The sequence below is a fragment of the Priestia sp. ST2 genome (assembly GCF_055810735.1).
Genome location: NZ_JBVVNT010000002.1, coordinates 673,763 through 696,174, shown reverse-complemented (window position 1 = coordinate 696,174; position 22,412 = coordinate 673,763). Strand labels below are relative to the sequence as shown.

Genomic DNA, 22,412 nt, shown 5'->3' with positions numbered 1-22,412 from the left:
GGCCATGGGCCGCTTTTACTGCATTTCTGTAATTGGATGTGCATCATAAAATTCCTCGATTTTTTCTTGCTGTCCTTCGAATTTTTCTTTCCATACTTGTTTCACGTCATTATAATTCCGAAGATCTATTCCGTAGAAGTCCTTTAACTCTTTTCGAGTAATGGTGATTGTCTGAGGAACAGTCGTATTAATAGTAAAGTGAACGCTGTCAGCATTTTGTACGGCAGAAAGTAAGATGGTTGCGTTATGTAAAAGTATGCGTTTGGTTTTAACAGACGTCCAGCTTTTTTCAAACGTATGCTGATTATTATTTATTGCAGCGTAATTAATTGTTAAGTAATAAGGTTTTTGCATATCTTGGAAGGCTATACCTTTTAAATAAACGTGTCCTGGAAGCTTATTTGTAATTTCCTCTATTGAAGCCTCATGTTTTGAAGAAGAAGTATGTTGAATAGAAGAAGCAGAGACTCTTTCGGCAGACAGATTATTATGAGGTGCATAAGCACACCCTGATAGGCAAGTGAGTACTGTGCAAAGTGTAAGAGAAGCATATATTTTTTTCATAATGGTAACTCCTTTTATTTATATCTACTTGTAAAGACGAAAGACCTATATATTTTGTTTCATACAAAATATAAGTTTATTCATTAAAAAGACATATAATCCAAAATAATAGAAGTTAATAACCCTAATGAAGCAATAAAACCAATAACAGGACCACCTTCTTCAAAAGCTTCTGGCAACATCGTCGAAGCAACCATTGCCACAATTCCACCACCGGCGAATGAGGCAATAAAACCCATCATGTTTGGGGTAGCATTTTGAAGAAATAGATATCCAATCCAAGAACAAAGAGCCGATATAAAGAAGACAGAAAGCCATAATGAAAAAATTTTCTTTTGCTTATATTGGCTTTTTAGTAGTCCGCTTGTCCCGGAGATTCCTTCGGGTATATTGCTGATAAAAATAGAAACAACAAGCAGCCAGCTAACGTGGTGCTGTTCAATCAAACTTGCGCCAATCATCAGTGACTCAGGTATAGCATCCATAATGGTACCAATAAAAATGGCTAGTCCCGAGCTAGCGGGGACAAGGTGGTCCGAACGTTTTCTTTTGTGAGCGCCTTTTTTAGCTAAGGAGATGTCAAGAAGAGTAAAAAGTGCTGCGCCTGTTAAAAAGCCTAAAGAAGAAGAAATGATTCCTGCTTCTTTTACCGAATCTTGAATGAGCTCGTAAGCAGCAGCTCCTAACAAAACGCCCGTGCCAAAAGCCATAATATAAGCAGTCAACGGTTTTTTTAAAGGTACAAAAATAGCTATAATAGCTCCAATTAATACAGCTGAGCCTGAGACACCACCCCACATAAGGGCATCTATCACATGAGATCCCTACTTTCTTACGTACTTACTTGTAGTGTAACCATCTCTATGATTATTATGAAACAAGATAAATGAACTAAAAAAATGGAAAAAAATCACTGATTTAGACCTTAAATAAAATAAGTCTTCTGTATAATTGACAAAATTTTCTGATTATGTACGTTGAAAGTGAAAAAACCTTGTGATAGTCTGATCAAAAGATACAAAGATGGAAAAAAATTCTTTGATCTGTAGAAGGTTAAAAAACTTAACGAGGTCACTTTTAAACGAAAGAAGGAATAAGAGATGAATTCAAAAGCAGTAAAAAGAGAAAATCGCTATGCTAACTTGATTCCTATGCAAGAAATCAAATCAGTTGAACAGCAGCTTTACCCATTTGATATTTATAACAGTCTGCGTCAAGAGGCACCTATTCGTTACGATGAAAGCCGAAACTGCTGGGATGTATTTGATTATGAAACAGTAAAGTATATTTTAAAAAACCCGTCGCTTTTTTCATCCAAACGAGCAATGGAAGAACGCCAAGAAAGTATTTTAATGATGGACCCTCCAAAACATACAAAGTTACGAAACTTAGTAAACAAAGCTTTTACGCCAAGAGCTATTCAGCACTTAGAGAGTCATATTGAAGAGATTGCAGATTATTTATTAGATGAAGTAAGCAGGAAAAAAAAGTTTGATATAGTAGAAGACTTTGCTGGACCACTGCCGATTATTGTAATAGCAGAGTTGCTAGGAGTACCAATCCAAGACCGAGAACTGTTTAAAAAATACTCCGATGACTTAGTGAGCGGTGCTGAAAATAATTCAGACGAAGCTTTTGCGAAAATGATGCAAAAGCGTAATGAAGGCGTGATTTTTTTACAAGGGTATTTTAAAGAAATTATCGCGGAGCGTCAGCAAAATAAACAAGAAGATCTCATTTCGCTTCTTTTAGAAGCAGAAATCGACGGCGAGCATTTAACAGAAGAGGAAGTGCTGGGGTTTTGTATTTTATTGCTAGTAGCAGGTAATGAGACAACGACAAACTTAATTACGAACGGAGTCCGGTATATGACAGAAGACGTAGACGTGCAGAATGAAGTTCGTCAAGACATATTGCTGGTTCCGAACCTGGTAGAAGAAACGCTTCGCTATTATCCTCCTATTCAAGCGATTGGACGCATAGCTGCTGAAGATGTAGAACTTGGAGAGTGTAAGATTAAAAGAGGACAGCAGGTAATTAGCTGGGCAGCAAGTGCAAATAGAGATTCAGCTAAGTTTGAACGGCCTGACACTTTTGTCGTGCATCGTAAAACAAACCCTCACGTGAGCTTTGGATTCGGCATCCATTTTTGCTTAGGAGCACCGCTAGCAAGAATGGAAGGGAAAATTGCTTTTACTAAGTTACTAGAAAAAGGAGAATTCTCGAAAGTTCAAAATCAGTCTTTAAAGCCAATAGACAGCCCTTTTGTTTTTGGCGTAAAAAAATATGAGATTACTTTTAATAAAGCTTAAAAAGCGAGCGCAAATTATGCGCTTGCTTTTTAGCGTTCAGTGTTCCATTTTTGGTCCTCTGAAGGAGACGTGTACGTGTCCATTGAAGAGATAAGCTGTTCAGGAGTATCAGAAATATTGATGAGACGAATAGCAGAATCTGTAGAAAACCCTTCATCTACGGCATGCTGAACCATTTGCATAAGCGGGTTGTAGTAGCCGTTCACATTTAATAACCCTACTGGTTTTTTATGTATACCAATTTGAGCCCAGCAAAGAGCCTCAAACAACTCTTCAAATGTCCCGAAACCTCCTGGAAGCGCAATGTAACCATCAGCTAACTCGTGCATAGTTGCCTTTCGCTCATGCATGCTCTCTACTTCGATGAGTTCTGTCAGCGCGGTATGAACAATTTCACCGCTAAACAAACCGCGGGGCATAATGCCGATGACTTCGCCTCCATGCTGAAGCATTTCATTTGCGACTTCTCCCATCAGGCCCATTCGTGAGCCTCCGTAAATCAGCCGGTAGTTTTTTTTGGCCATGTAGCGTCCTAGCGAGACGGCTGTCTCTTTATATTCTGTTTTTATTCCAGCGCTTGATCCTGCAAATACACAAATTGATTTCAACTGCTTCACTCCTTTGTTTCTTTTCTATATAAGTCTTTTCTGTTTATGAAGAACAAATTCCTTCTTAATAATTTATGAATTTTCACAATGTCATCGCTTGATTATTCTAAAAACTTTGCTTATAATCAAAGCGAAACGTCTGTTTGAAAGCGTTATCTATTGCTCTTCTTTTAATGGAAAAGACAGTACGTATGGATCTACTTGTAAGATAAGTAGGTAACATGAACTTATAGGGAATTTGACCGTTTTAAACGCTTCATTTAGTAAGTATACGCACTTGCAGGATTAAGACAAGGGGGGATATGGGGATATGATGAACAATTTAATACGCACATTAATGGTACAAACACCGACCGTACCAGGAAACTTAGGAAGAGTAGCAACAGCTATCGGAAATGTTGGAGGAGACATTGGCGAGGTTGAAACCGTTAAAGTAGGACATAACTACACCATGAGAAGCATTACGGTTCAAGTAGAAAGTGAAGACCAGCTTGAGGAATTGCTTGAAGCGGTTCGCAGTTTAGAAGGCATTACTTTACATACAGTATCAGATGAAGTTCTTCATGCCCATGAAGGCGGCAAAATTCAAATGAAAAGCAAAATGAAAATTGAGTCGATCGCTGACTTAAGAAGAGTATATACCCCTGGTGTAGCAAACGTTTGCCGTGTTATTCAAGAACAGCCGGACAAAGCGAAGATTTATACGAGCATTGGAAACACGGTTGCGATTGTAACAGATGGTACCGCTATACTAGGATTAGGAAATATTGGTCCAGTTGCAGGAATGCCTGTTATGGAAGGGAAAGCTGCGTTATTTGATCAACTTGCCAATGTAAACGCTATCCCTATTTTGTTGAATGTAAATGAGCCGGAAGAAATCATTCAAACGGTTAAAAATATTTCACCGGGATTTGGCGGCATTTTACTAGAAGATATAGGGTCGCCTCACTGCTTTGAAATTGAAGAACGTTTAAAAGAAGAGCTCGATATTCCAGTTATGCATGATGATCAGCACGGAACAGCAGTTGTGACGCTAGCAGCAGCTATCTCGGCTTGTCGCAGCACAGGTGTGAATTTGAAAGAAGCAAAAGTAGGACAAATCGGCTTAGGAGCTGCCGGCATCGCTACTTGCAGAATGTTCATGGCTTACGGTGTCAAACAGGTGATAGGAGCTGATAAGTCTCCTGAAGCGAATGAGCGCTTAGTCAGCTACGGTGGAAAAGTAGCGGATTCATTAGAAGAGCTTATGGAGAACTGTGACATTGTTATTGCGACAACAGGTGTACCTGGATTAATACAAAAAGAATGGATCCGAAAAGGGCAAATCATTCTAGCACTTTCTAATCCAAAGCCAGAAATTGAACCTGAAGATGCTCTTGAAGCAGGAGCTATTTACGCTACGGACGGAAGGTCAGTGAATAATGTACTTGGCTTCCCAGGTATTTTCAGAGGAGTGTTAAATGCGGGGGTGCGTGATATTACGCATACGATGCTTGTAGCTGCAGCTGAAGCCATTGCAAATTCAACGCGTCCAGGCGATTTAGTTCCTCATCCTCTTAATCTAGCTGTACATGAAGCAGTATCTGAAGCAGTTGAAAGAGCGGCTGTTGTACACGGAGAGAAAGACGGCGTTTATCGATAACAAACAAGGCTGCCTCGAAATAGGCAGTCTTGTTTGTTTTTTATCAAAAAATAATAAGAAAATAGCAAACTGTGAAACTTTTTTCCTTTTTTAACGTAATATAGTAATAGAAATAGTAAAAAAGGTAGAGAAAGGAGTTTTTATGGAGTTTGAACATTTAAAGGGCAAATTGCCCCTCGAGGCTAAAAAAGCGATGCGCTGGCAATCCATTTTTACGCATAGCCTGTGGCTTTTTGCAACAGCGGGTTATTTTCTACTCGTTCATTTTTTTGATTGGTGGTCAATTATTGGATGGATATCAGCTGGACTATTAGTCGTGAGCTTTATCATATATACAATTATAGCTCCAAATGTATATATGAATGTATATTCATATGAAGTCACAGATACTCAAATTGATGTACAAAGAGGGCTATTCATCTGGTATCATACGAAAATTCCGCTTGTGAAAGTGCAGCACGTTGAAACATTGACAGGGCCGATTTTTCGAAAATTTGACTTGGCATCTGTTAAAATCATTACAGCAGCTGGAAGCGTCGAAATTCCTGCACTTGTACAAAGAGATGCTGAAGTACTGCGAGAGTATATTGCTAGACTAGCAGAGGTAGATGATGAAGATGAGTAAGCGGCTGCATCCGCTATATATTGCAATAGCATTTATTGAACATATAAAAAATAATATCCTGCCTTTTGTGTTTGTATTTATTGTCAATCGGCACCTATTGTTTACATATTGGTGGGCAACGCTGTTAGCGGGAGGCGTAGTCGCTTTATTTGCTTTTTTTACTTGGAAGGAATTTCGTTACGAGGTAACAGAAACGGAAGTGCGTCTGTATAAAGGGATTTTTAAAAAAGAAAAACGATTTATTCAACGCAATCGCATTCAATCGATTCAGTTAGATCAGCCGTTTGTTTTTAGAATTCTTCGCTTAGCCCGGCTTCGTATTGACACGGCCAGCAGCGGTACGGATGCTGAAATTGATTTATCTGGTATTTCACTAAAAGAAGCGCACCATCTTAAAGATACGTTAAAGCTGTCGGGGAGTCAGCCGGAAATAAGGGAAAAAAGTCCTGAACGTACGATGAAAGTGTCGGTGAAACAGCTGGCGTTAGCTGCTGCGTTTTCCGGGAATTTTGGCTATATATTTGCTGCTCTTGGTTTTCTCTATCAGTATATTGATACGTATATCAACCGCTGGGTGAAGACAGCTTACGAAGAAGTGATTCATCAATCGATGCTTGGTTTATTTGTATTAGTGGCTGTAATTGTGGTGCTTGCTTATTTGCTGTCTATTGTTTTATATGTAATACGATTTGGCGGTTTTACAGTAGAGCGCTACGATCATTATCTACATATTAAATACGGATTGTTAAATAAGAAATCCCTTACGATTCCTTTTCATAAAATACAGGCTGTTACGATAGAGGAAGGGTTGGTCCGGCGCTTATTTGGATGGTCTTCCGTTTCGTTAAACGTCGTAACCTCTGATTTAAAAGAAAAGGTCTATTTACACCCGTTTATCCAGCAAAAAGAGATTTCAGCATTAATGAACGTATATGTGCCGCACTATGAATATATAAAGTGTCCAAGAAATACAGCGATTCAATATGCGTGGTATCCATTACTATTACCGGTCTTGTTATTTGCGGCAGCAGGGATTGGCATTAGCTTTTGGAAATCAATGTTTGTGTGGATTATTGCTGTGCTATGCCTTATATACGTACTTATTCACTGGTTAGGTTATCGTCAAGGCGGCTTGATGATGAACGATGTATTTGTCAGTATTCGATCGCAGTTTTTAACACGAAAAACAACGATTATTAGAAGGAAGAAAATAGAAGAAATTGAGGTGTTTGCAGGCACTTTTTTATGGAAAAAAGGATACAGGAAAATAAAAATTGCAACTATGGGTACAAGCGGCAGCTATAAGTCCGGATATTTTCCATTTGAGATTTGGCATCCGGTCTTTCTGCAAGCTACTTCGGCTAAAAAGGCATGAAGAACATCATTGTTCTCCATGCCTTTTGACGTTATCTATTCATTAAATTTTTTCCTTGCTCGTAATAGCTGTTCATCACTTCAATTGGCACCATACTGCCTCCAGTTGACCATACAAGGTGAGTAGCTTTTGACATATCGTTTTCTAGTCCTTGCGCTTGTATATAGGAAGACCCGCTTTCCATCAGGTGGAGAGGTCCTTGTAAACCAGCCGCTGCTGAAGGTTCTATATACATATTTTCACGATTGGCTAGCTCATAAATAAATCGGAAAAGCTGATCATCTTCTACGGTATAAATTCCGCTAATAAGCGATTTTATCGTTTCACCTACAAAGCTAGATGGCCTTCCTACAGCTAGTCCATCGGCAGCTGTTACATTGTCAAGTCCAATATCCGTAACGGAAATGCCGTCATGCAGCTTGGTCATTAATCCAAGCAGCATGCAAGGAGAGTGAGTAGGTTCAGCAAAAAAGCAGTGAACGTGATCACCGTATATTGCTTTTAGTCCAAACGTAATACCGCCAGGACCTCCGCCTACTCCGCAAGGTAAATAGACAAATAAAGGGTGTTCGGCGTCTACTTGAATCCGCTGCTCGGCTAGCTGCTTTTTCAAACGTAAAGCCGCAACGGAATAACCGAGAAATAAATCTCTAGACTGCTCATCGTCAATAAAATGACATGCGGGGTCTGCTTCGGCTTGCTTTCGTCCTTCCTCCACGGCTTTTCCGTAGTCAGACTGATATTCAATAACGGTTACACCTTTAGAACGAAGCAGATCTTTTTTCCACTTTTTAGCGTCCGCTGACATATGGACGGTGACGTTAAAGCCGAGAGCAGCGCTCATAATACCAATGCTTAAACCTAAATTACCGGTAGATCCTACTGCAATAGAATAAGAAGAAAATAACTTTTTACATCGTTCTTCAGCTAGAAGAGCGTAGCTGTCTTCCTCGGTAAGCAGTCCTTCTTTGATAGCAAGACTTTCAGCAAATTTTAATACTTCATAAATGCCGCCTCTTGCTTTAATAGAACCTGATATGGGAAGATCATGATCGCATTTCATCAGTAATTTTCCTTGCAGCATGTTATTCATTTGTTGATTTAAATAGTCTTTCATGTATGCAACTTCTTGAAGAGGTGATTCAATGATTCCTTTTGATGCTTTCAGCTCCGGAAAAGCGATTTGAAGAAAAGAAGAAAAGCGAGAAAGTCGTTCTTTTGCATCTTTTATATCTTTGGTATGTAAAGAAAGAGAAGAAAGTGCTTTTTGAGCAGGTTTTATATAAGGATTTATCCAAAGTATTTCCTGTTTATTGATTAAAGGTGTTAATAAAGGATATTCATGCATCCATGTAGCAAGGGGTTTTTGGTGAAATAAATGAGTTGTCATAAAAGCTCCTTTCGCAATATGTTATTTCCTTTATATGTATAGTACCAAGAATAGAAGAAGTTGAAAACGAAAATATCAAAAAGCAGAACGCACATTTTAGCCACCTCTTGTATACTAATAAAGATAATCTATACAACTGCATAGAAAAAAAGGAGAGGAATTCATGCCATTTTCAGGCGATGATAGCAGATGTCCTATCTGCGGAGAAAAAAATAACTGTGCTTCTGTACAAGGCAGAGAAATAGAAAAGTGTTGGTGCATGCAGAAAGTTTTTACTCCTGATCTGTTTAAACAAATTCCTTTAGAAAGCAGAGGAAAAGCGTGTGTATGTGTCAAATGCGTTGGGAGACAGAAGAAAGAAGGTGAGGATTAACTTGAAAAAAGGAATTATTTCATACGGTGAGGCATTTATTGATTATATTGCTAAAAATGAATTTAACACTAGCTTTGACCCTTTTTTAGGAGGCACAACCGTTAATGTAGCAGTCGGTGTTCAGAAGTTAGGAGCAAAAGCATATTATATCTGCAAGTTGGGCAGTGATGAAACAAGTGATTTTGTAAGAAAGAACCTTTTAATTGAAGGAGTGAATCAAAGCGGCTGTGTAATATCGGAGACTAAAAAAATTTGTGAAGTGTATGTACATAAAAGTAAAGAAGGAGATCGGTACTTCCATTCCTACATAGATTCTACACCTTATGAGCAAGTGTACAAACATGAGCTGCAGGAAGCTTTATTTGAGCAGGCAGCGATTTTTTATTTTGGATCAGGTACGTTGTTTCATCCGATTTCCCAGGAAACTACAAAAGAAGCTGTGAAGCTCGCAAAAAAACATCGTATGCTTGTAGCGTTTGATCCAAATATTCGAATGAAAAGATGGGAAAGTGAAGCAGCATGTAGAAATATCGTGACACCGTTTTTGTCCGAAACAGACATTTTGAAAATCTCTCAAGATGAGCTCCTATTTTTGATGAATTCAGCAGACCTGACAGAAAGCCTAGAAAAACTGAGAGCGTATCATATTCCGTACGTATGGGTCACTCAGGGAGAAAATGGCGCAGCAGCCGTTACTGCAAATCAAACGCTTCATGTGAGTGCAAAAAAAGTGCAGGTGATAGACACGACGGGAGCGGGTGATGCATTTATGGCAGGAATTTTATGGTGTGTTCACGAAAAAGGATTACCTGAAAGTGAGGAGGCACAGAAGCAGTACACAATGTTTGCTAACGCGTTAGGTGGAGCAGTTTCGGCAAGGTACGGAGGAATGATTTCGCTTAAAGCAAAAGATGTATCTAGTATAAAAGCAGGTAGCTGATAGCTACCTGCTTTTGAACGTTTATTATTTAAAAAATGACAGTATAATCATAAGGGCAAAAATAATCGTAAGATGGTTCAATGAGAACACAAACATTAAAGTAGCCCATTTTGTATCTTCTAATTTTTTAAATCCAACAATCCCAAGAAGCATCCACACTAGTGTTAAACCAAACATTGTAAATGCGATAATTTTACTAAACGATAAAAATAAGAAAGATGCCGCTAGCAAAATAACTAGGTATACAAGCGTTTGGACTTTGGAACGACGGATCCCTTTTACTACAGGAAGCATTGGTACACCTGCGGCTTTATATTCCTCAAGTCTTCTAATGGCAATAGCGTAGAAGTGAGGAGGCTGCCATAAAAACATAAATACAAACAATCCAATGGCTACCGGATGAAATAAGTCTGGTGAAATAGCGGCCCAGCCAATGATTGGAGGCATAGCTCCAGAAATACTTCCAACTTCGGTATTATAGATAGTTGTACGTTTTGTGAGCATAGTGTAAGGCACTACATAAAAGAAAAATCCTAAAATACCCATAATGGCGGCCATGTTAGAAACTAAAAATAAAATGCCTACACCGATAACAAATAAAGCCAGTCCTAACCATAGAGCAAATTTAGGGTTGACCGCTCCTGTTACCGTGGGTCTGTCTTTCGTACGTTTCATGATCGCATCAATATCACGGTCATAGAAGTTATTAACTGCCCCAGCTCCTCCTACGACAAAGGATGTCCCAATTAAAGCCAAAATAATGATAGGAATTTGTGTCACAAAGCTTAAGTCATTAACAGCAATTGCGAGACAAAGCCCAGCAACCATTCCTAGTGAGTTCGATTTAATAATCCCAGTTTTTATAATAGCACTGATTACTTCCCGGGAAAAATACTGATTGATAGGAAGTGATTCCTTTGTGATAACTTCGGTATTTTTCACAGCAATTCTCCTTTTTGAGCTTATTCCTACATGAATAAACCTAATCTTTATTAATCAACTAAACTATTTTAACAAAAAAATATCGTAATTACATCAAGGTTGCTCGTAAAATTTGTTAACATTCCTTGAACTTTTTAAAAAAACAAAGAATAATGTCGAATTACCAATTAAAAATAAGTACATCCTTTATTATAAGATAAAAATGGAATGCTTAAAAATGAAAATTTTGACTATCTGGTGAACTTTTAACGAGCAAGAAACTCGAACTTAATCGTACCATATTTATTGGTAATTGCAATCACATAGTATGTGATGAAAGAAAAGATGTGGTACATTAAAGAAAGAACTAATAAGTTTGTTTACTATGTCTTATTCACAAGGAGGATATATGATGCCAGATAAATATGCTAGCTTCTCTGAACTTGCCTCTCATGAAGTATACAATCAAGACTACAAAATTCAATTCGAAATCAGACCTTCTAACATTATTATGCTTGCGATACACGGCGGAGGTATCGAAACTGGAACATCCGAACTTGCTGTTGGGCTAGCAGGAAACGAATACTCGTACTATATATTTGAAGGGTTAAAGAAAGCAGGAAATGCCGATCTTCATATCACATCCACTCATTTTGATGAACCTCATGCGCTAACTATTATATCGAAAGAAGACTATGCCGTATCTTTTCATGGATACAATGATAAAAGTGAAAAACACACTAAAATCGGCGGTGCTGACAAGGCATTAAGATCCAAAGTGTATGAAGCGCTTGTTTCCAAAGGTTTTAGTACAGAAATTTTATCAGATCAAGACCCTTTTTCCGGTACAAGCCCTAGAAATATAACCAATAAAACAGCTAGGCGGATGGGTGTGCAAATTGAGATAAGTAAAGCGCAAAGAGAAGCTTTTTTTGCAACTAACACGAGAAATGAACGTAAAAATTCGAAAACCCAAGAATTTTTTGAGTATATATCAGCTATTAGAAGTGCATTTCCTCTTAGATAAATCAGATACGTTTAGTATTTATTAAACAGGTTAGATTTATTACGGACATGTTTGTGGTATACATATAGTAACTACATATACTGGAGGAGATAATCATGAAAACATTTGACCAAGAAGATACCTTAGAACGTCTTAAAGCCTCTTATCGATATTTAAAAAGCGTAGACGTACGGGGAATCAGCACACTAGATGATCAAAAGCGAGCGGAAGCTGTGCAGTTAATCGAAGAGATTGGTCTTAAAATATCAGAAATGCGTGTGAAAGTAGAGTGAGAAAGAAGGGCATCTGTCCTTCTTTCTCTTTTTCAACAACTATAAACAGGAGATTGGCCATGAACGAGCAATATTATGACGCTTTATTAAATATAAAAACAACGGGAGAACAAAAGGGATTTAATGATTCATTTCATTACCATCGTTATGAACCCACGCCTTATAGTGCATTAGAAACACTTTTCACTCAGTATGAGCTAACAAGCAGCGATAGAATTGTCGACTTCGGATGTGGAAAAGGAAGGCTGAATTTTTATGTGAACTACCTGTGCAATGCCACCGCCGTGGGGATAGAAATGAATGAACACTTTTATGAGCAGGCCATAGATAACCAGAGGCGCTATTTGAAAAAAGCCAAGGGCCGCAAACATCCTATTCATTTTCAGTGTTGTTTAGCCCAGGAATATAAGATTCATCCATTAGACAACTGCTTTTATTTTTTTAATCCTTTTTCAGTTCAAATCTTTATCCAAGTAGTGAACAATATTTTGCTTTCGTGGGAAGAGAATAAACGCGAGATTGATTTGATTTTATATTATAGTTCGGAGGATTATCTTCATCACCTCGAAAAACATCCTTCTTTCATTTTAAAAGAAGAGGTAATGCTGCCAGAGTTGGATCGTAAAAACCCATATGAACGGTTTTTGATTTATAAAGTAGCTTATTAAGACGATCTATTTACTGTTTGATAATGCTGGATCTTGCCGGTTCTATTTAACAAATCAGCAGGAGGTGGAAAAAGACCTGCTGATTGTATTTATAACTTTTTAGAAATTAAAGCATAACACTTTATTATGTAAGCGCTTTCTGTTATAATGAAGTTAGGTTGGATAGCATGCGTGGCTATCGGTGTACTCAGCGCAGGCGGGGCTAGTACAGAAAGAGAAGGCTACATACAAGTTAATAAACATTTAGTGGATAGAAATAAGAACTCTCAAAAACAAATTTATTAATTTGTATGCTAAATCGTAAATTAACAAAAACGGCACTTATGATAAGGTTTTAGAGAAAAGAATCCAGCATATACTGTATAAGCAATTTTTTTACTCTAAAAAAGGGTAAAGAAATTGCTTATTTATTTTTAAATAAGTGCACAGCTGTTCAGATTTGTTTTGAGATATCTAGCGTTAGTGTATAATAGTAACAAGTATGAAAAGTTGACATTGTGAATTGATTAAAGGGGATTTAAAAATGAGTGAACTAAAAATAGATGATGTAGCGAAGCAAAGCGGTTTAACAAAACGTACGATTCGTTATTATGAACAAATTGGACTGATGCCAGCACCTCCAAGAAGTGAAGGTGGATTTCGTCTGTACACTGAAGAACATGTAGAATTTTTAAAGAAAATTACGAATGCCAAAGAAGTCATGGGTTTTTCACTTCAAGAATTACAGGAATTTCTTGCTTTAAGTGATACTCTTGAAATACAAAAGATGGATTATAGGCAAGTGAAAGGAACAAGTCAACAAAAAGAAAAGTTAGAGCAAGTGTTACATACGGTAGAAGAGCAGCTCAAACTGATTGAACAGAAAAAGAAAAATATCTTAAAAGTAGAGTCTGACCTTCTGTCATTGAGAGATCGTGCTAAGACTGCAATTGTAAAATTTGAGCAGGAAGAATCATAAAAAGCAGGCGCATTCACCAGAAGAGTGCGTCTGCTTTTACGGTTTTTATAGGGCATTCATTTATGATTGTGAAGTGTTTTCTTCTAGCTGTACCCCTAAAAGAAGTAAAATAGCCTGTATTCCATCGGCTTTTCCATTGTGAAAGCTTCTTGTTTCAGCATCCAAAGCTTCATTTACAGATTCCATCATATTTGATTCGTACAAGTCTAAAATTAATTGTTTTCCTTCCGGACTCAAATGCAGCTGCCCGCGTTCCTTCATTTTAAACTTCAACTTCTTCAACTCCCTTTCCCATAATACTATCAGTATACAAAAATAATAACATTTACGTAAACGTTAATTTTTGTATATGGACAGAAGAACGTATTGAGTATAGGTACTAAGTGAGGTGAGAGATACTGATTATCCTTTGCTTGTTTTAATGTTTGTCAGCTTATAGCCGCAAGCTGAGCATGTATAGATAACGTTTTGATTGGACTGAGCAGTTAAAACGGTAGCAAGCTCTTTTTGAGAATGACAGTTAGGACAAATAACAACAGGGGATTTCATGTGATTTTCTCCTTTTCTTTTTCATAGTCAAATTTTATTTTATGTAAAGTTTAATCAAATATCCTGTGTGCTATCAAAAATGACAGAAGACATGTAAAAAAGCATTCTCGCTCAAAAGAAACGGGAATGCTTAAGGTTAGTTTAAAATCCGTCCTGGCTTGCTGTAAATGGAATGTTAAGTCTTCTTTCTACATTGCGTAAGCGCTGATTTAATCTGTTTATACGATCAGTATGTCGCTCCACAACGCGATTTAAACGAGTAATTTCTCTGACTTGCTCCTCATTTTGTCTCTCAAGGGCACGAATTCTTCGTTCAAATCCTCCAAGATTTTGAAGCTGCTGTCTTTCATCGTATTCTTCATGCTGTGGTACGTAAGGGGGATAGTATTGTTGAACTGAGTAATCAACTTGCTGAGGACTGTATCCAGGGTTGAAATAATAAGGGTTCATTAGGGCACCGCTCCTTTTAAATAGTAATTTCAAATCAAACACGATATAACGTATGCGAAGATAAGAAAAATGCTATAGGCACATACCTAAAGACATTCTGTATTTAAAAAAGGAAAGTATTTTTAAAAGTCAAAAGGAGATAGCCGGTCCTTTCTTGAATATGCAAAATAGAAAAGCTTCTTTTTTAGACACTTTATTTAAGAAAGAGGGAAAGTGACCGATGGCTCAAGGAAAACAAAAACCAGCACCTAAAATAGAAGAATCAAAAGCTCCGCCTGCAAAGAAACAAAAGTCGAAGAGCCGAAGCACTAAAAAAGCGGAGCCTCCTACATCGCCCTGGGTAAAAGCTGCTTCCATTTTATCTAACATTGATTTCATTCGTTTGTTTCGAGTGCTGTTTCTTGCTTTAGTGGTTGCTTTTATTGTGTATCAATATATTTTACTTACAAAGGGAATCTTCATCAAAACATATGCGGCCCTTTGGCATCATCACAAAATGCTCTTGCTGGCTGCAGCTGCATTCATGACCTATACTTCTTTCGTTTTTTACCTTGGCTACCGCACCGCTAAAAAACGGTAGAACTGCTCTAGGGGGCGAATAGCATCTATTCTTTGAGCAAACCTTATATGTATATCAGCATAGAGGGGGGAAGAAACGTGGACAAGCAGCGAGCAAAACAAATTGCTGATTCACCCGTTATGGCTAACGTTACGTATAACGATACGGCCGTTTATATTCAACATGTAAGCGAAGAAAATGATATGGTAAGAATTTATCCGCTAGGTCAGCCGGAAAATGAACAAAATGTTTCCGTGAGCCAATTAGTAGAGAATTAAGGTGGATAAATAGAGCTGGTTTTTCAGTTAAATAAAAGCTAGAGAGCTACATAGCTCTCTAGCTTTTATTTATTCTTCCCATTTCTTACTGCTGATTTTTTCAATAATCCCGTGCAAATCACCTGGCTTATGAAACTCAATCGGAGACGCGCCTTTTTCAAACAGAATCGATTCTGCTTCAATTACCGCCACGTAGCGTCCGTTCACTTTCGCTAAGTGAATATTTTCCCCGAAATCAGCTAACAGTCCTTTAATCTCTGTTTCGCCAAGCTTCATTTTAAGCTCGGCATCAGGCGTATGCTCGACGATATGAGCAGCAGCTTCCATGACTTGATGCGTATCTAAACGTTCTTGAAGCTCACGCTTTTCACTTGTTGCCCACAGTTCCATGTCGGACTCAAATTGTTCAAGCTCTACGCTTTCTGCTTCAAACGTTTCGCTGACGTGTTCACGCACCATATCCATCACTTGTGTTTTCATAATCTCAGGCATCGGTTCGTTGTAGTCAATAAATTTCAAGAAGTCTTCAAAGTACCGGGCATGAGACGCTTGGTGTATAACGAGTTCACTTTCTTCGACCATGCCTTCTTCAGGCATGTAGGGGTATTGAATAGATTTCATGTTTTTAGTAGTAATCGCCATTTCTACGTGACGAATAAGGGTTGATTCATCTGAAATTGAAGCCACTTTTGGTTCGAAGTCACATTTTAAAATAAACACAAAAGCATGATCAAAATATTTTCTTGGAACAGCAGATACAACTAAAAATGCTCCTCCTCGAACGGCTGCAGTATCAAGGTATGCATTGATAAACTGTTCGCTATTTTCTTCAAATTCTTCTTTGGTTGTGGCAAAACGAGTGCGGTGAAATAAATTATAATTAGGGTTTGAGTCGAGAGCGTGCCCTGGTTCAACTATAAAATACCCGAGCTTTGTAGGCACTTGTTCTGCTTTGGGGTGTCGCTCTACTTTGCGTTTTACAATTTTTTTAAATTCACCGTCTAAAAAATCTTTAATGGAACTTTCGTCATATTCTTCTGTATCAAGCGTTTGAAAATGCTTATATTGTTTAGAAGCCTGTTCTTCTTTTCCTTCTACTTGTATTACGTAAAATGATAAAAAATTAATTTTAAAATCCATAGCAGTCACCTTGTTTCTTTTTAGTCAGTTACTTCAGTATAAGAAAGAGTCCGGTAAGCGTCAATGCCTGTTAGATTTAGGGGAAGAAGAGCTATTTATACAATTGATCAGCTGAGGAATAGTGTATAAAGCAAAGAATAAGAGAGGCAGGGGGCCTCTCTTATTTATACTGCTCCAGCCGTTCAAAAAAGGTTTTGACAAACTTATAAAAAATTTTATCAGAAGGTGCTAAATCACGATTTCGAGGAATAATCATCCCGACTGTACGCTGAAGCTGCGGCGTATGAATAGGGAGTTTAGTCGTAAAACGAGGAGTCGTTTCAGACACTGTGCTTTCAGGAAGAAGCGTGACGCCGATTCCTGCGGATACAAGACCTTTAATCGCATCTAAATCTTCTCCTTCAGATGAAATATTGGGCATGAATCCTGCTTGTTTGCAAGCGTCGAAGGCCATTTTATGTAAAATGAATCCTTTTGGAAATAGCACAAAATCTTCATTTCTTAAATCCCGTAGCCGAATGTTATCCCGTTCAGCGAGCGGATGATGAGAAGGAACAAGGGCTAAAAGATTTTCAGTGAATAGAATATGGCCTTCTATACTCTGGTCCTCTACAGGTACAGGACCTAAAAAAGCAATATTAATATCTCTTTTTTTAACCGATTCAATTAAAAATTTATACGAACCTTGTCTAAGATGAAAAGCAACATTTGGGTGTTCTTCTTTAAAGGCTGATATAATAGTAGGAAGAAGGTGACTAGCAAGGCTTGTGGGAAATCCGATTTTAATCGTTCCTCTTTCGGGATCCAGGTATTCATCAATTTGTTCTTTTGCATAGTCAATAGCTTTCATAGCCGTTTCCGTATGCTCAAGAAAGACTTTTCCTATTGCTGTTAACTTGACATTTCTTCCTTCGCGTTTGAATAAACTAACACCTAGCTCAGACTCCAGGTTCGCGATTTGACGGCTGATCGCTGATTGAGCTACATGCAGATATTCTGCCGCCTCAGATACGTGTTCTCTTTTTGCAACTTCCATAAAATAGCGTAATTGACGCAGTTCCATAGGCATCCTCCATCTATATATATCAAAATTAGATTAGTTTTATCTAAATTATATATTGTTTATATTGATTTGAAAACTTACAATGTAAACAGGTGATCTTAAAAAGATAAAGAAAACGAACGGGGGAGAAGAAGATGACATACAATCAAATGCCAAAAGCTCAAGGTCTCTACCGTCCTGAATTTGAGCACGATGCATGTGGAATCGGACTATACGCTCAATTGAAAGGCGTAGCGTCACATGATATCGTTAAAAAAGGACTAAATATGCTTTGCCAGCTTGACCATCGCGGCGGACAGGGAAGTGATCCGCTAACAGGAGATGGAGCTGGATTAATGGTACAAATTCCACACGCGTTCTTTAAAAAGACATGCGTTGAATTGAACTTGCCAGAAAAAGGTCGTTATGGAGTTGGAATGATCTTTTTCTCAAATAACGAAGACGAGCGTCGAGAAATCGAAGCTTATATTAATAAATTAATTGAAGAAGAGGGACAAACGTTACTAGGTTGGAGAACTGTACCTGTAAATGTCGGAAAAATCGGAAAAGTTGCAAAAGAAAGCTGTCCGTACGTACGACAAGTATTTATTGGGGCAAATGACAGTATTCAAGATGACTTAGCGTTTGAACGCAAGCTATATGTTATTCGTAAGCAAGCGGAAAATTGGGCGCAAGCGCGTCAAAACCGTTTTTATTTTACGAGTCTTTCAAGTAGAACAATTGTGTACAAAGGGTTATTAACGCCTGAGCAAGTTGATGCTTTTTATCTTGACCTACAAGATGAAGATTTTACTTCAGCGTTCGCTTTAGTGCATTCTCGCTTTAGCACAAACACGTTCCCAAGCTGGGAAAGAGCACATCCAAACCGTTATTTAATTCATAACGGTGAAATCAATACGCTTCGCGGTAATCAAAACTGGATGAGAGCACGTGAACAACAGTTTGTTTCGGACGCATTTGGTAAGGATTTACCGAAGGTTCTTCCGATTTTAGATGCTGAAGGAAGCGACTCATCCATGTTAGATAATGCGCTAGAGTTCTTTGTATTGGCCGGCCGTAAGCCAGCGCATGCAGCGATGATGCTTATTCCAGAGCCTTGGTCTGAGAATCCGCACATGTCAAAAGAAAAACGTGCTTTCTATGAGTATCATAGCGCATTAATGGAGCCATGGGATGGTCCGACTGCTATTTCGTTTACGGATGGAAAGCAAATCGGTGCTATTTTAGACCGTAACGGTCTACGTCCAGCTCGCTACTATGTTACAAAAGATGATTACATCATACTTTCATCAGAAGTAGGCGTCATTGATGTTGAAGATGAAAATGTATTATATAAAGATCGTTTAAGCCCAGGTAAAATGCTTCTAATCGATTTAGAGGAGGGCCGAATTATTTCAGACGAAGAAATTAAATCTGAAATGGCACAGGCTGAGCCTTATCAAGAGTGGTTAGATGAACAGCTGGTAACGTTGCCAGAAGTGCAGGAAGAAAAATCTGAATACTTCGATGATTTGGTCATTCGCCAGAAGTCATTTGGCTACACGTATGAAGATATTCATAAATATTTAGTTCCAGTTATTACAGAAGGAAAAGATCCGCTTGGTTCAATGGGTAACGATACTCCATTAGCCGTGTTGTCTGATCTTCCTCAATCGCTGTTCAATTACTTTAAGCAGCTATTTGCTCAAGTAACGAATCCACCGATTGATGCTATTCGTGAACAGTTGGTTACATCGACAATGACATTGCTCGGTGCAGAAGGGAATTTACTGCATCCAACCAAAGAAAACATTCATCGAATTCAGCTTGAGACGCCGGTTTTAACAAACGATCAAACTGATCAGCTGAAGTCTGCCATTCATCCGGATTTCAAAAGTGCCGTTATATCTGCTGTATTTACAAATGATTTAAAAGCAGATCTTGATCGCGTATTTGCTGAAGCTGAAGCGGCAATTAACGCAGGTGCTAGCATCCTTGTTCTGACAGACCGTGAAGCGGGAGCTCAATCCGTAGCTATTCCAGCTTTATTAGCTGTCAGCGGGCTGCACCAGCACCTAGTGCGAAAAGGAAACCGTACAAAGGCGAGCATTGTAGTGGAAACGGGAGAAGCGCGTGAAGTGCACCATTTTGCAGCGCTGATTGGTTACGGCGCAGACGCAATTAATCCATATCTTACTTTTGCAACATATCAAAATGAAATTAACGCAGGTACGTTGAACGTATCGTATGATTATGCTGTTGAGAAATATGTAAAAGCCGTTACTGAAGGTGTCGTAAAAGTAATGTCTAAAATGGGTATTTCAACGGTGCAAAGTTATCGGGGCGCACAAATTTTTGAAGCGGTTGGAATCAGTGCAGAGGTTATCGAGCAATATTTTACAGGTACTGCCTCGCAGCTTGGCGGTATCGGTTTAGATGTTATTGCAAAAGAAGCAAAAACGCGTCATGACAATGCTTATGTTGAAACAATTGAGCAAACGTTAGAATCAGGAAGTGACTTCCAGTGGAGACACACGGGCGAGCATCATGCGTTTAATCCAAAAACAATTCACACGCTGCAGTGGGCTTGCCGTAAGGGAGATTACAGCTTATTTAAAAAATTCTCTGAATCGGCTAATGAAGAACGCATCGGTTTCTTGCGCAATCTGTTCTCGTTTAATGGATCGCGTTCATCTATCTCCATTGATGAAGTGGAATCAGTTGATTCGATTGTAAAACGTTTTAAATCAGGTGCTATGTCGTTTGGATCTTTAAGTCAAGAAGCTCATGAAACATTAGCGATTGCGATGAACCGTTTAGGAGCACGCAGCAACAGTGGAGAAGGCGGCGAGCATCCTAGCCGCTACACTCTGGATGAGAATGGAGATAATCGCCGCAGTGCGATTAAACAAATCGCTTCTGGGCGTTTTGGGGTGAAAAGTCACTACCTTGTGAATGCAGATGAGCTTCAAATTAAAATGGCACAAGGTGCAAAACCTGGAGAAGGCGGTCAGCTTCCAGGAAACAAAGTATATCCATGGGTGGCAGATGTGCGTGGATCAACGCCAGGAGTAGGCTTAATTTCACCTCCTCCACACCACGATATTTATTCGATTGAAGATTTAGCGCAGCTTATTCATGACTTGAAAAATATAAACCGTGATGCACGAATCAGCGTCAAGCTCGTTTCAAAAGCAGGTGTAGGAACGATTGCTGCCGGAGTAGCAAAAGGAGTAGCGGATGTTATTGTCATTAGCGGTTACGACGGAGGTACGGGAGCATCTCCAAAAACAAGTATTAAACATACTGGACTACCGTGGGAACTTGGCTTAGCAGAAGCCCATCAAACACTTATGTTAAACGGTCTTCGTGAAAAAGTAGTGCTTGAAACAGACGGGAAATTAATGACGGGTAAAGATGTAGTCATGGCAGCACTTCTAGGAGCAGAAGAGTTTGGTTTTGCTACGGCGCCTTTAATTGTTTTAGGCTGTATCATGATGCGTGCGTGTCACTTAGATACATGCCCAGTTGGAGTGGCGACGCAAAATCCAGAGCTTCGTAAAAAGTTCCTGGGAGAAGCGGACCACATCGTTAACTATATGAAATTTGTTGCACAAGAAGTGCGCGAAATTATGGCTGAACTTGGATTTAAAACAGTGGATGAAATGGTTGGACGTACAGACGTATTAAGCGTTAGCGAACGTGCAAAAAATCACTGGAAGGCTCAGCACTTAGACTTAACAACTCTTTTATATCAAGCTGAAGGTGTACGTACCTTTAAAACACCTCAAAATCATAAAATTGACGAATCTCTTGATATGCAAAAGATTTTGCCTGCGGTACAGCAAGCAATCGAGCATAAGTATCAAGTCGAGTTAGAACTTCCAATTTCTAATATTAACCGTGTAGCTGGAACAATTGTGGGAAGTGAAGTTACAAAACGTTACGGTGAGAAAGGTCTGCCAGAAGATACGATTACTCTTCGATTCACTGGCTCAGCAGGACAAAGTTTTGGTGCGTTTGTTCCAAAAGGAATGTCTATGTATCTAACTGGAGATGCAAATGATTATATCGGAAAAGGTTTATCAGGAGGTAAAATCATTGTTGCTCCACCTAAGGAAACAACAGCTGTGTCAGGCGAGAATGTTATCGTTGGGAACGTTGCATTTTACGGTGCAACAAGCGGTGAAGCTTATGTTAGCGGGCTAGCAGGGGAACGTTTTGCAGTTCGTAACAGCGGTGTGAACGTAGTGGTTGAAGGAATTGGCGATCATGGCTGTGAATATATGACTGGCGGACGCGTTGTCGTATTAGGCGATGTAGGTAAAAACTTTGGTGCAGGAATGTCAGGCGGTATTGCTTACGTATTTGCCGATGATCAAGAAGCATTCAAAAACCTTTGCAATAAAGACATGATTGGGTTTGAGGGCTTAAAAGGCGAAGAAGCAGAAGAAGTAAAAGAGATGGTTTCAAATCATCTGAAATATACGAACAGTCATAAAGCAGCATTTGTCTTGGAAAATTGGGAACAATCACTTTCAAAATTTGTAAAAGTGATTCCGAATGATTATAAACGCATGATGAATCGCATTGAAGAGCAAAAAGCAGCTGGACTAACGGAAGAAGAAGCAGCTATGAGTGCGTTTGAGGAAAATGCAAAACAAGAAAAGAAAGCATCGGCAAAACAACAAGAAGCGGTAGCTCAGTAAGAAAGGGGAG

General features: G+C 38.8%; 23 protein-coding genes. 13 read left to right on the top strand and 10 right to left on the bottom strand.

Annotation, left to right across the window (positions count from 1 at the left end; translation table 11 throughout):
• Positions 1 to 15 precede the first annotated feature (15 nt).
• Together AC0KUU_RS10000 and AC0KUU_RS09995 are read right to left on the bottom strand one after the other, a co-directional pair.
• Positions 16 to 564, bottom strand: coding sequence for a DUF4825 domain-containing protein (locus AC0KUU_RS10000; protein ID WP_043982107.1), 549 nt, complete (start codon positions 562 to 564; stop codon positions 16 to 18).
• An 83-nt stretch (positions 565 to 647) separates the two neighbouring features.
• A complete protein-coding gene (locus AC0KUU_RS09995; protein ID WP_116733234.1) occupies positions 648 to 1,379 on the bottom strand; it encodes a ZIP family metal transporter in 732 nt (243 codons plus the stop codon).
• A gap of 285 nt (positions 1,380 to 1,664) precedes the next feature.
• Between AC0KUU_RS09995 and AC0KUU_RS09990 the strand changes: the two genes are divergently transcribed.
• Positions 1,665 to 2,876, top strand: a complete 1,212-nt coding sequence (locus tag AC0KUU_RS09990) for a cytochrome P450 (RefSeq protein WP_043982109.1) — start codon at positions 1,665 to 1,667, stop codon at positions 2,874 to 2,876.
• Positions 2,877 to 2,905: 29 nt separating this feature from the next.
• Here the strand turns inward: AC0KUU_RS09990 and AC0KUU_RS09985 are convergent, their stop codons facing one another.
• Positions 2,906 to 3,484 (bottom strand): LOG family protein, encoded by a 579-nt coding sequence (locus tag AC0KUU_RS09985; protein ID WP_043982110.1) that lies wholly within the window; start codon positions 3,482 to 3,484, stop codon positions 2,906 to 2,908.
• Positions 3,485 to 3,794: 310 nt separating this feature from the next.
• On the opposite strand from AC0KUU_RS09985, the gene AC0KUU_RS09980 reads away from it, so the two are divergent.
• From AC0KUU_RS09980 to AC0KUU_RS09970, 3 genes are all read left to right on the top strand, one after another.
• A complete protein-coding gene (locus AC0KUU_RS09980; protein WP_043982112.1) occupies positions 3,795 to 5,126 on the top strand; it encodes an NAD-dependent malic enzyme in 1,332 nt (443 codons plus the stop codon).
• Positions 5,127 to 5,268: 142 nt separating this feature from the next.
• Positions 5,269 to 5,751, top strand: coding sequence for a PH domain-containing protein (locus AC0KUU_RS09975; protein ID WP_043982114.1), 483 nt, complete (start codon positions 5,269 to 5,271; stop codon positions 5,749 to 5,751).
• A complete protein-coding gene (locus tag AC0KUU_RS09970) occupies positions 5,744 to 7,126 on the top strand; it encodes a PH domain-containing protein (RefSeq protein ID WP_241771392.1) in 1,383 nt (460 codons plus the stop codon). Before AC0KUU_RS09975 ends, AC0KUU_RS09970 begins: the two co-directional genes overlap by 8 nt.
• Before the next feature lie 31 nt (positions 7,127 to 7,157).
• On the opposite strand, the gene AC0KUU_RS09965 is transcribed toward AC0KUU_RS09970, so the two are convergent.
• On the bottom strand, positions 7,158 to 8,516 hold the full coding sequence (locus AC0KUU_RS09965; protein ID WP_043982117.1) for a D-serine ammonia-lyase: 1,359 nt from the start codon (positions 8,514 to 8,516) through the stop codon (positions 7,158 to 7,160).
• A 163-nt stretch (positions 8,517 to 8,679) separates the two neighbouring features.
• Here AC0KUU_RS09965 and AC0KUU_RS09960 point away from each other — a divergent pair, with 163 nt between their 5' ends.
• Together AC0KUU_RS09960 and AC0KUU_RS09955 are read left to right on the top strand one after the other, a co-directional pair.
• The gene (locus AC0KUU_RS09960) at positions 8,680 to 8,889 is read left to right on the top strand and encodes a cysteine-rich CWC family protein (RefSeq protein WP_043982119.1); all 210 of its coding nucleotides are present in this window, start codon (positions 8,680 to 8,682) and stop codon (positions 8,887 to 8,889) included.
• 1 nt (position 8,890) lies between these two features.
• A complete protein-coding gene (locus tag AC0KUU_RS09955; protein ID WP_043982120.1) occupies positions 8,891 to 9,829 on the top strand; it encodes a carbohydrate kinase family protein in 939 nt (312 codons plus the stop codon).
• 24 nt (positions 9,830 to 9,853) lie between these two features.
• On the opposite strand, the gene cyoE is transcribed toward AC0KUU_RS09955, so the two are convergent.
• Positions 9,854 to 10,771 (bottom strand): heme o synthase, encoded by a 918-nt coding sequence (cyoE, locus tag AC0KUU_RS09950; RefSeq protein WP_013056789.1) that lies wholly within the window; start codon positions 10,769 to 10,771, stop codon positions 9,854 to 9,856.
• Between the two features lie 391 nt (positions 10,772 to 11,162).
• Between cyoE and AC0KUU_RS09945 the strand changes: the two genes are divergently transcribed.
• From AC0KUU_RS09945 to AC0KUU_RS09930, 4 genes are all read left to right on the top strand, one after another.
• Positions 11,163 to 11,777 (top strand): poly-gamma-glutamate hydrolase family protein, encoded by a 615-nt coding sequence (locus AC0KUU_RS09945; RefSeq protein ID WP_230183946.1) that lies wholly within the window; start codon positions 11,163 to 11,165, stop codon positions 11,775 to 11,777.
• A 95-nt stretch (positions 11,778 to 11,872) separates the two neighbouring features.
• On the top strand, positions 11,873 to 12,049 hold the full coding sequence (locus AC0KUU_RS09940) for a hypothetical protein (RefSeq protein ID WP_013056791.1): 177 nt from the start codon (positions 11,873 to 11,875) through the stop codon (positions 12,047 to 12,049).
• Positions 12,050 to 12,108: 59 nt separating this feature from the next.
• Positions 12,109 to 12,717, top strand: coding sequence for a methyltransferase (locus tag AC0KUU_RS09935; RefSeq protein WP_043982122.1), 609 nt, complete (start codon positions 12,109 to 12,111; stop codon positions 12,715 to 12,717).
• A gap of 523 nt (positions 12,718 to 13,240) precedes the next feature.
• Positions 13,241 to 13,675: a MerR family transcriptional regulator gene (locus tag AC0KUU_RS09930; RefSeq protein WP_013056794.1), complete on the top strand. Its 435-nt coding sequence runs from the start codon at positions 13,241 to 13,243 to the stop codon at positions 13,673 to 13,675.
• A 60-nt stretch (positions 13,676 to 13,735) separates the two neighbouring features.
• Here AC0KUU_RS09930 and AC0KUU_RS09925 read toward each other — a convergent pair whose 3' ends face one another.
• The 3 genes from AC0KUU_RS09925 to AC0KUU_RS09915 all read right to left on the bottom strand — a co-directional run bounded on the left by AC0KUU_RS09925 (position 13,736) and on the right by AC0KUU_RS09915 (position 14,674).
• Positions 13,736 to 13,948, bottom strand: coding sequence for a hypothetical protein (locus tag AC0KUU_RS09925; protein WP_043982123.1), 213 nt, complete (start codon positions 13,946 to 13,948; stop codon positions 13,736 to 13,738).
• Positions 13,949 to 14,077: 129 nt separating this feature from the next.
• Positions 14,078 to 14,224 (bottom strand): hypothetical protein, encoded by a 147-nt coding sequence (locus tag AC0KUU_RS09920; RefSeq protein WP_013056796.1) that lies wholly within the window; start codon positions 14,222 to 14,224, stop codon positions 14,078 to 14,080.
• Positions 14,225 to 14,365: 141 nt separating this feature from the next.
• A complete protein-coding gene (locus tag AC0KUU_RS09915; RefSeq protein WP_043982124.1) occupies positions 14,366 to 14,674 on the bottom strand; it encodes a hypothetical protein in 309 nt (102 codons plus the stop codon).
• 220 nt (positions 14,675 to 14,894) lie between these two features.
• Between AC0KUU_RS09915 and AC0KUU_RS09910 the strand changes: the two genes are divergently transcribed.
• Positions 14,895 to 15,254 (top strand): hypothetical protein, encoded by a 360-nt coding sequence (locus tag AC0KUU_RS09910; RefSeq protein WP_043982126.1) that lies wholly within the window; start codon positions 14,895 to 14,897, stop codon positions 15,252 to 15,254.
• A gap of 77 nt (positions 15,255 to 15,331) precedes the next feature.
• On the top strand, positions 15,332 to 15,511 hold the full coding sequence (locus AC0KUU_RS09905) for an H-type small acid-soluble spore protein (protein WP_043982127.1): 180 nt from the start codon (positions 15,332 to 15,334) through the stop codon (positions 15,509 to 15,511).
• Between the two features lie 69 nt (positions 15,512 to 15,580).
• On the opposite strand, the gene AC0KUU_RS09900 is transcribed toward AC0KUU_RS09905, so the two are convergent.
• Both AC0KUU_RS09900 and AC0KUU_RS09895 read right to left on the bottom strand, forming a co-directional pair.
• Positions 15,581 to 16,651 (bottom strand): DUF3900 domain-containing protein, encoded by a 1,071-nt coding sequence (locus tag AC0KUU_RS09900; RefSeq protein ID WP_043982129.1) that lies wholly within the window; start codon positions 16,649 to 16,651, stop codon positions 15,581 to 15,583.
• Between the two features lie 160 nt (positions 16,652 to 16,811).
• The gene (locus tag AC0KUU_RS09895) at positions 16,812 to 17,714 is read right to left on the bottom strand and encodes a LysR family transcriptional regulator (RefSeq protein WP_013056801.1); all 903 of its coding nucleotides are present in this window, start codon (positions 17,712 to 17,714) and stop codon (positions 16,812 to 16,814) included.
• A 134-nt stretch (positions 17,715 to 17,848) separates the two neighbouring features.
• Here AC0KUU_RS09895 and gltB point away from each other — a divergent pair, with 134 nt between their 5' ends.
• On the top strand, positions 17,849 to 22,402 hold the full coding sequence (gene gltB, locus AC0KUU_RS09890; protein WP_043982131.1) for a glutamate synthase large subunit: 4,554 nt from the start codon (positions 17,849 to 17,851) through the stop codon (positions 22,400 to 22,402).
• Positions 22,403 to 22,412: the final 10 nt, after the last annotated feature.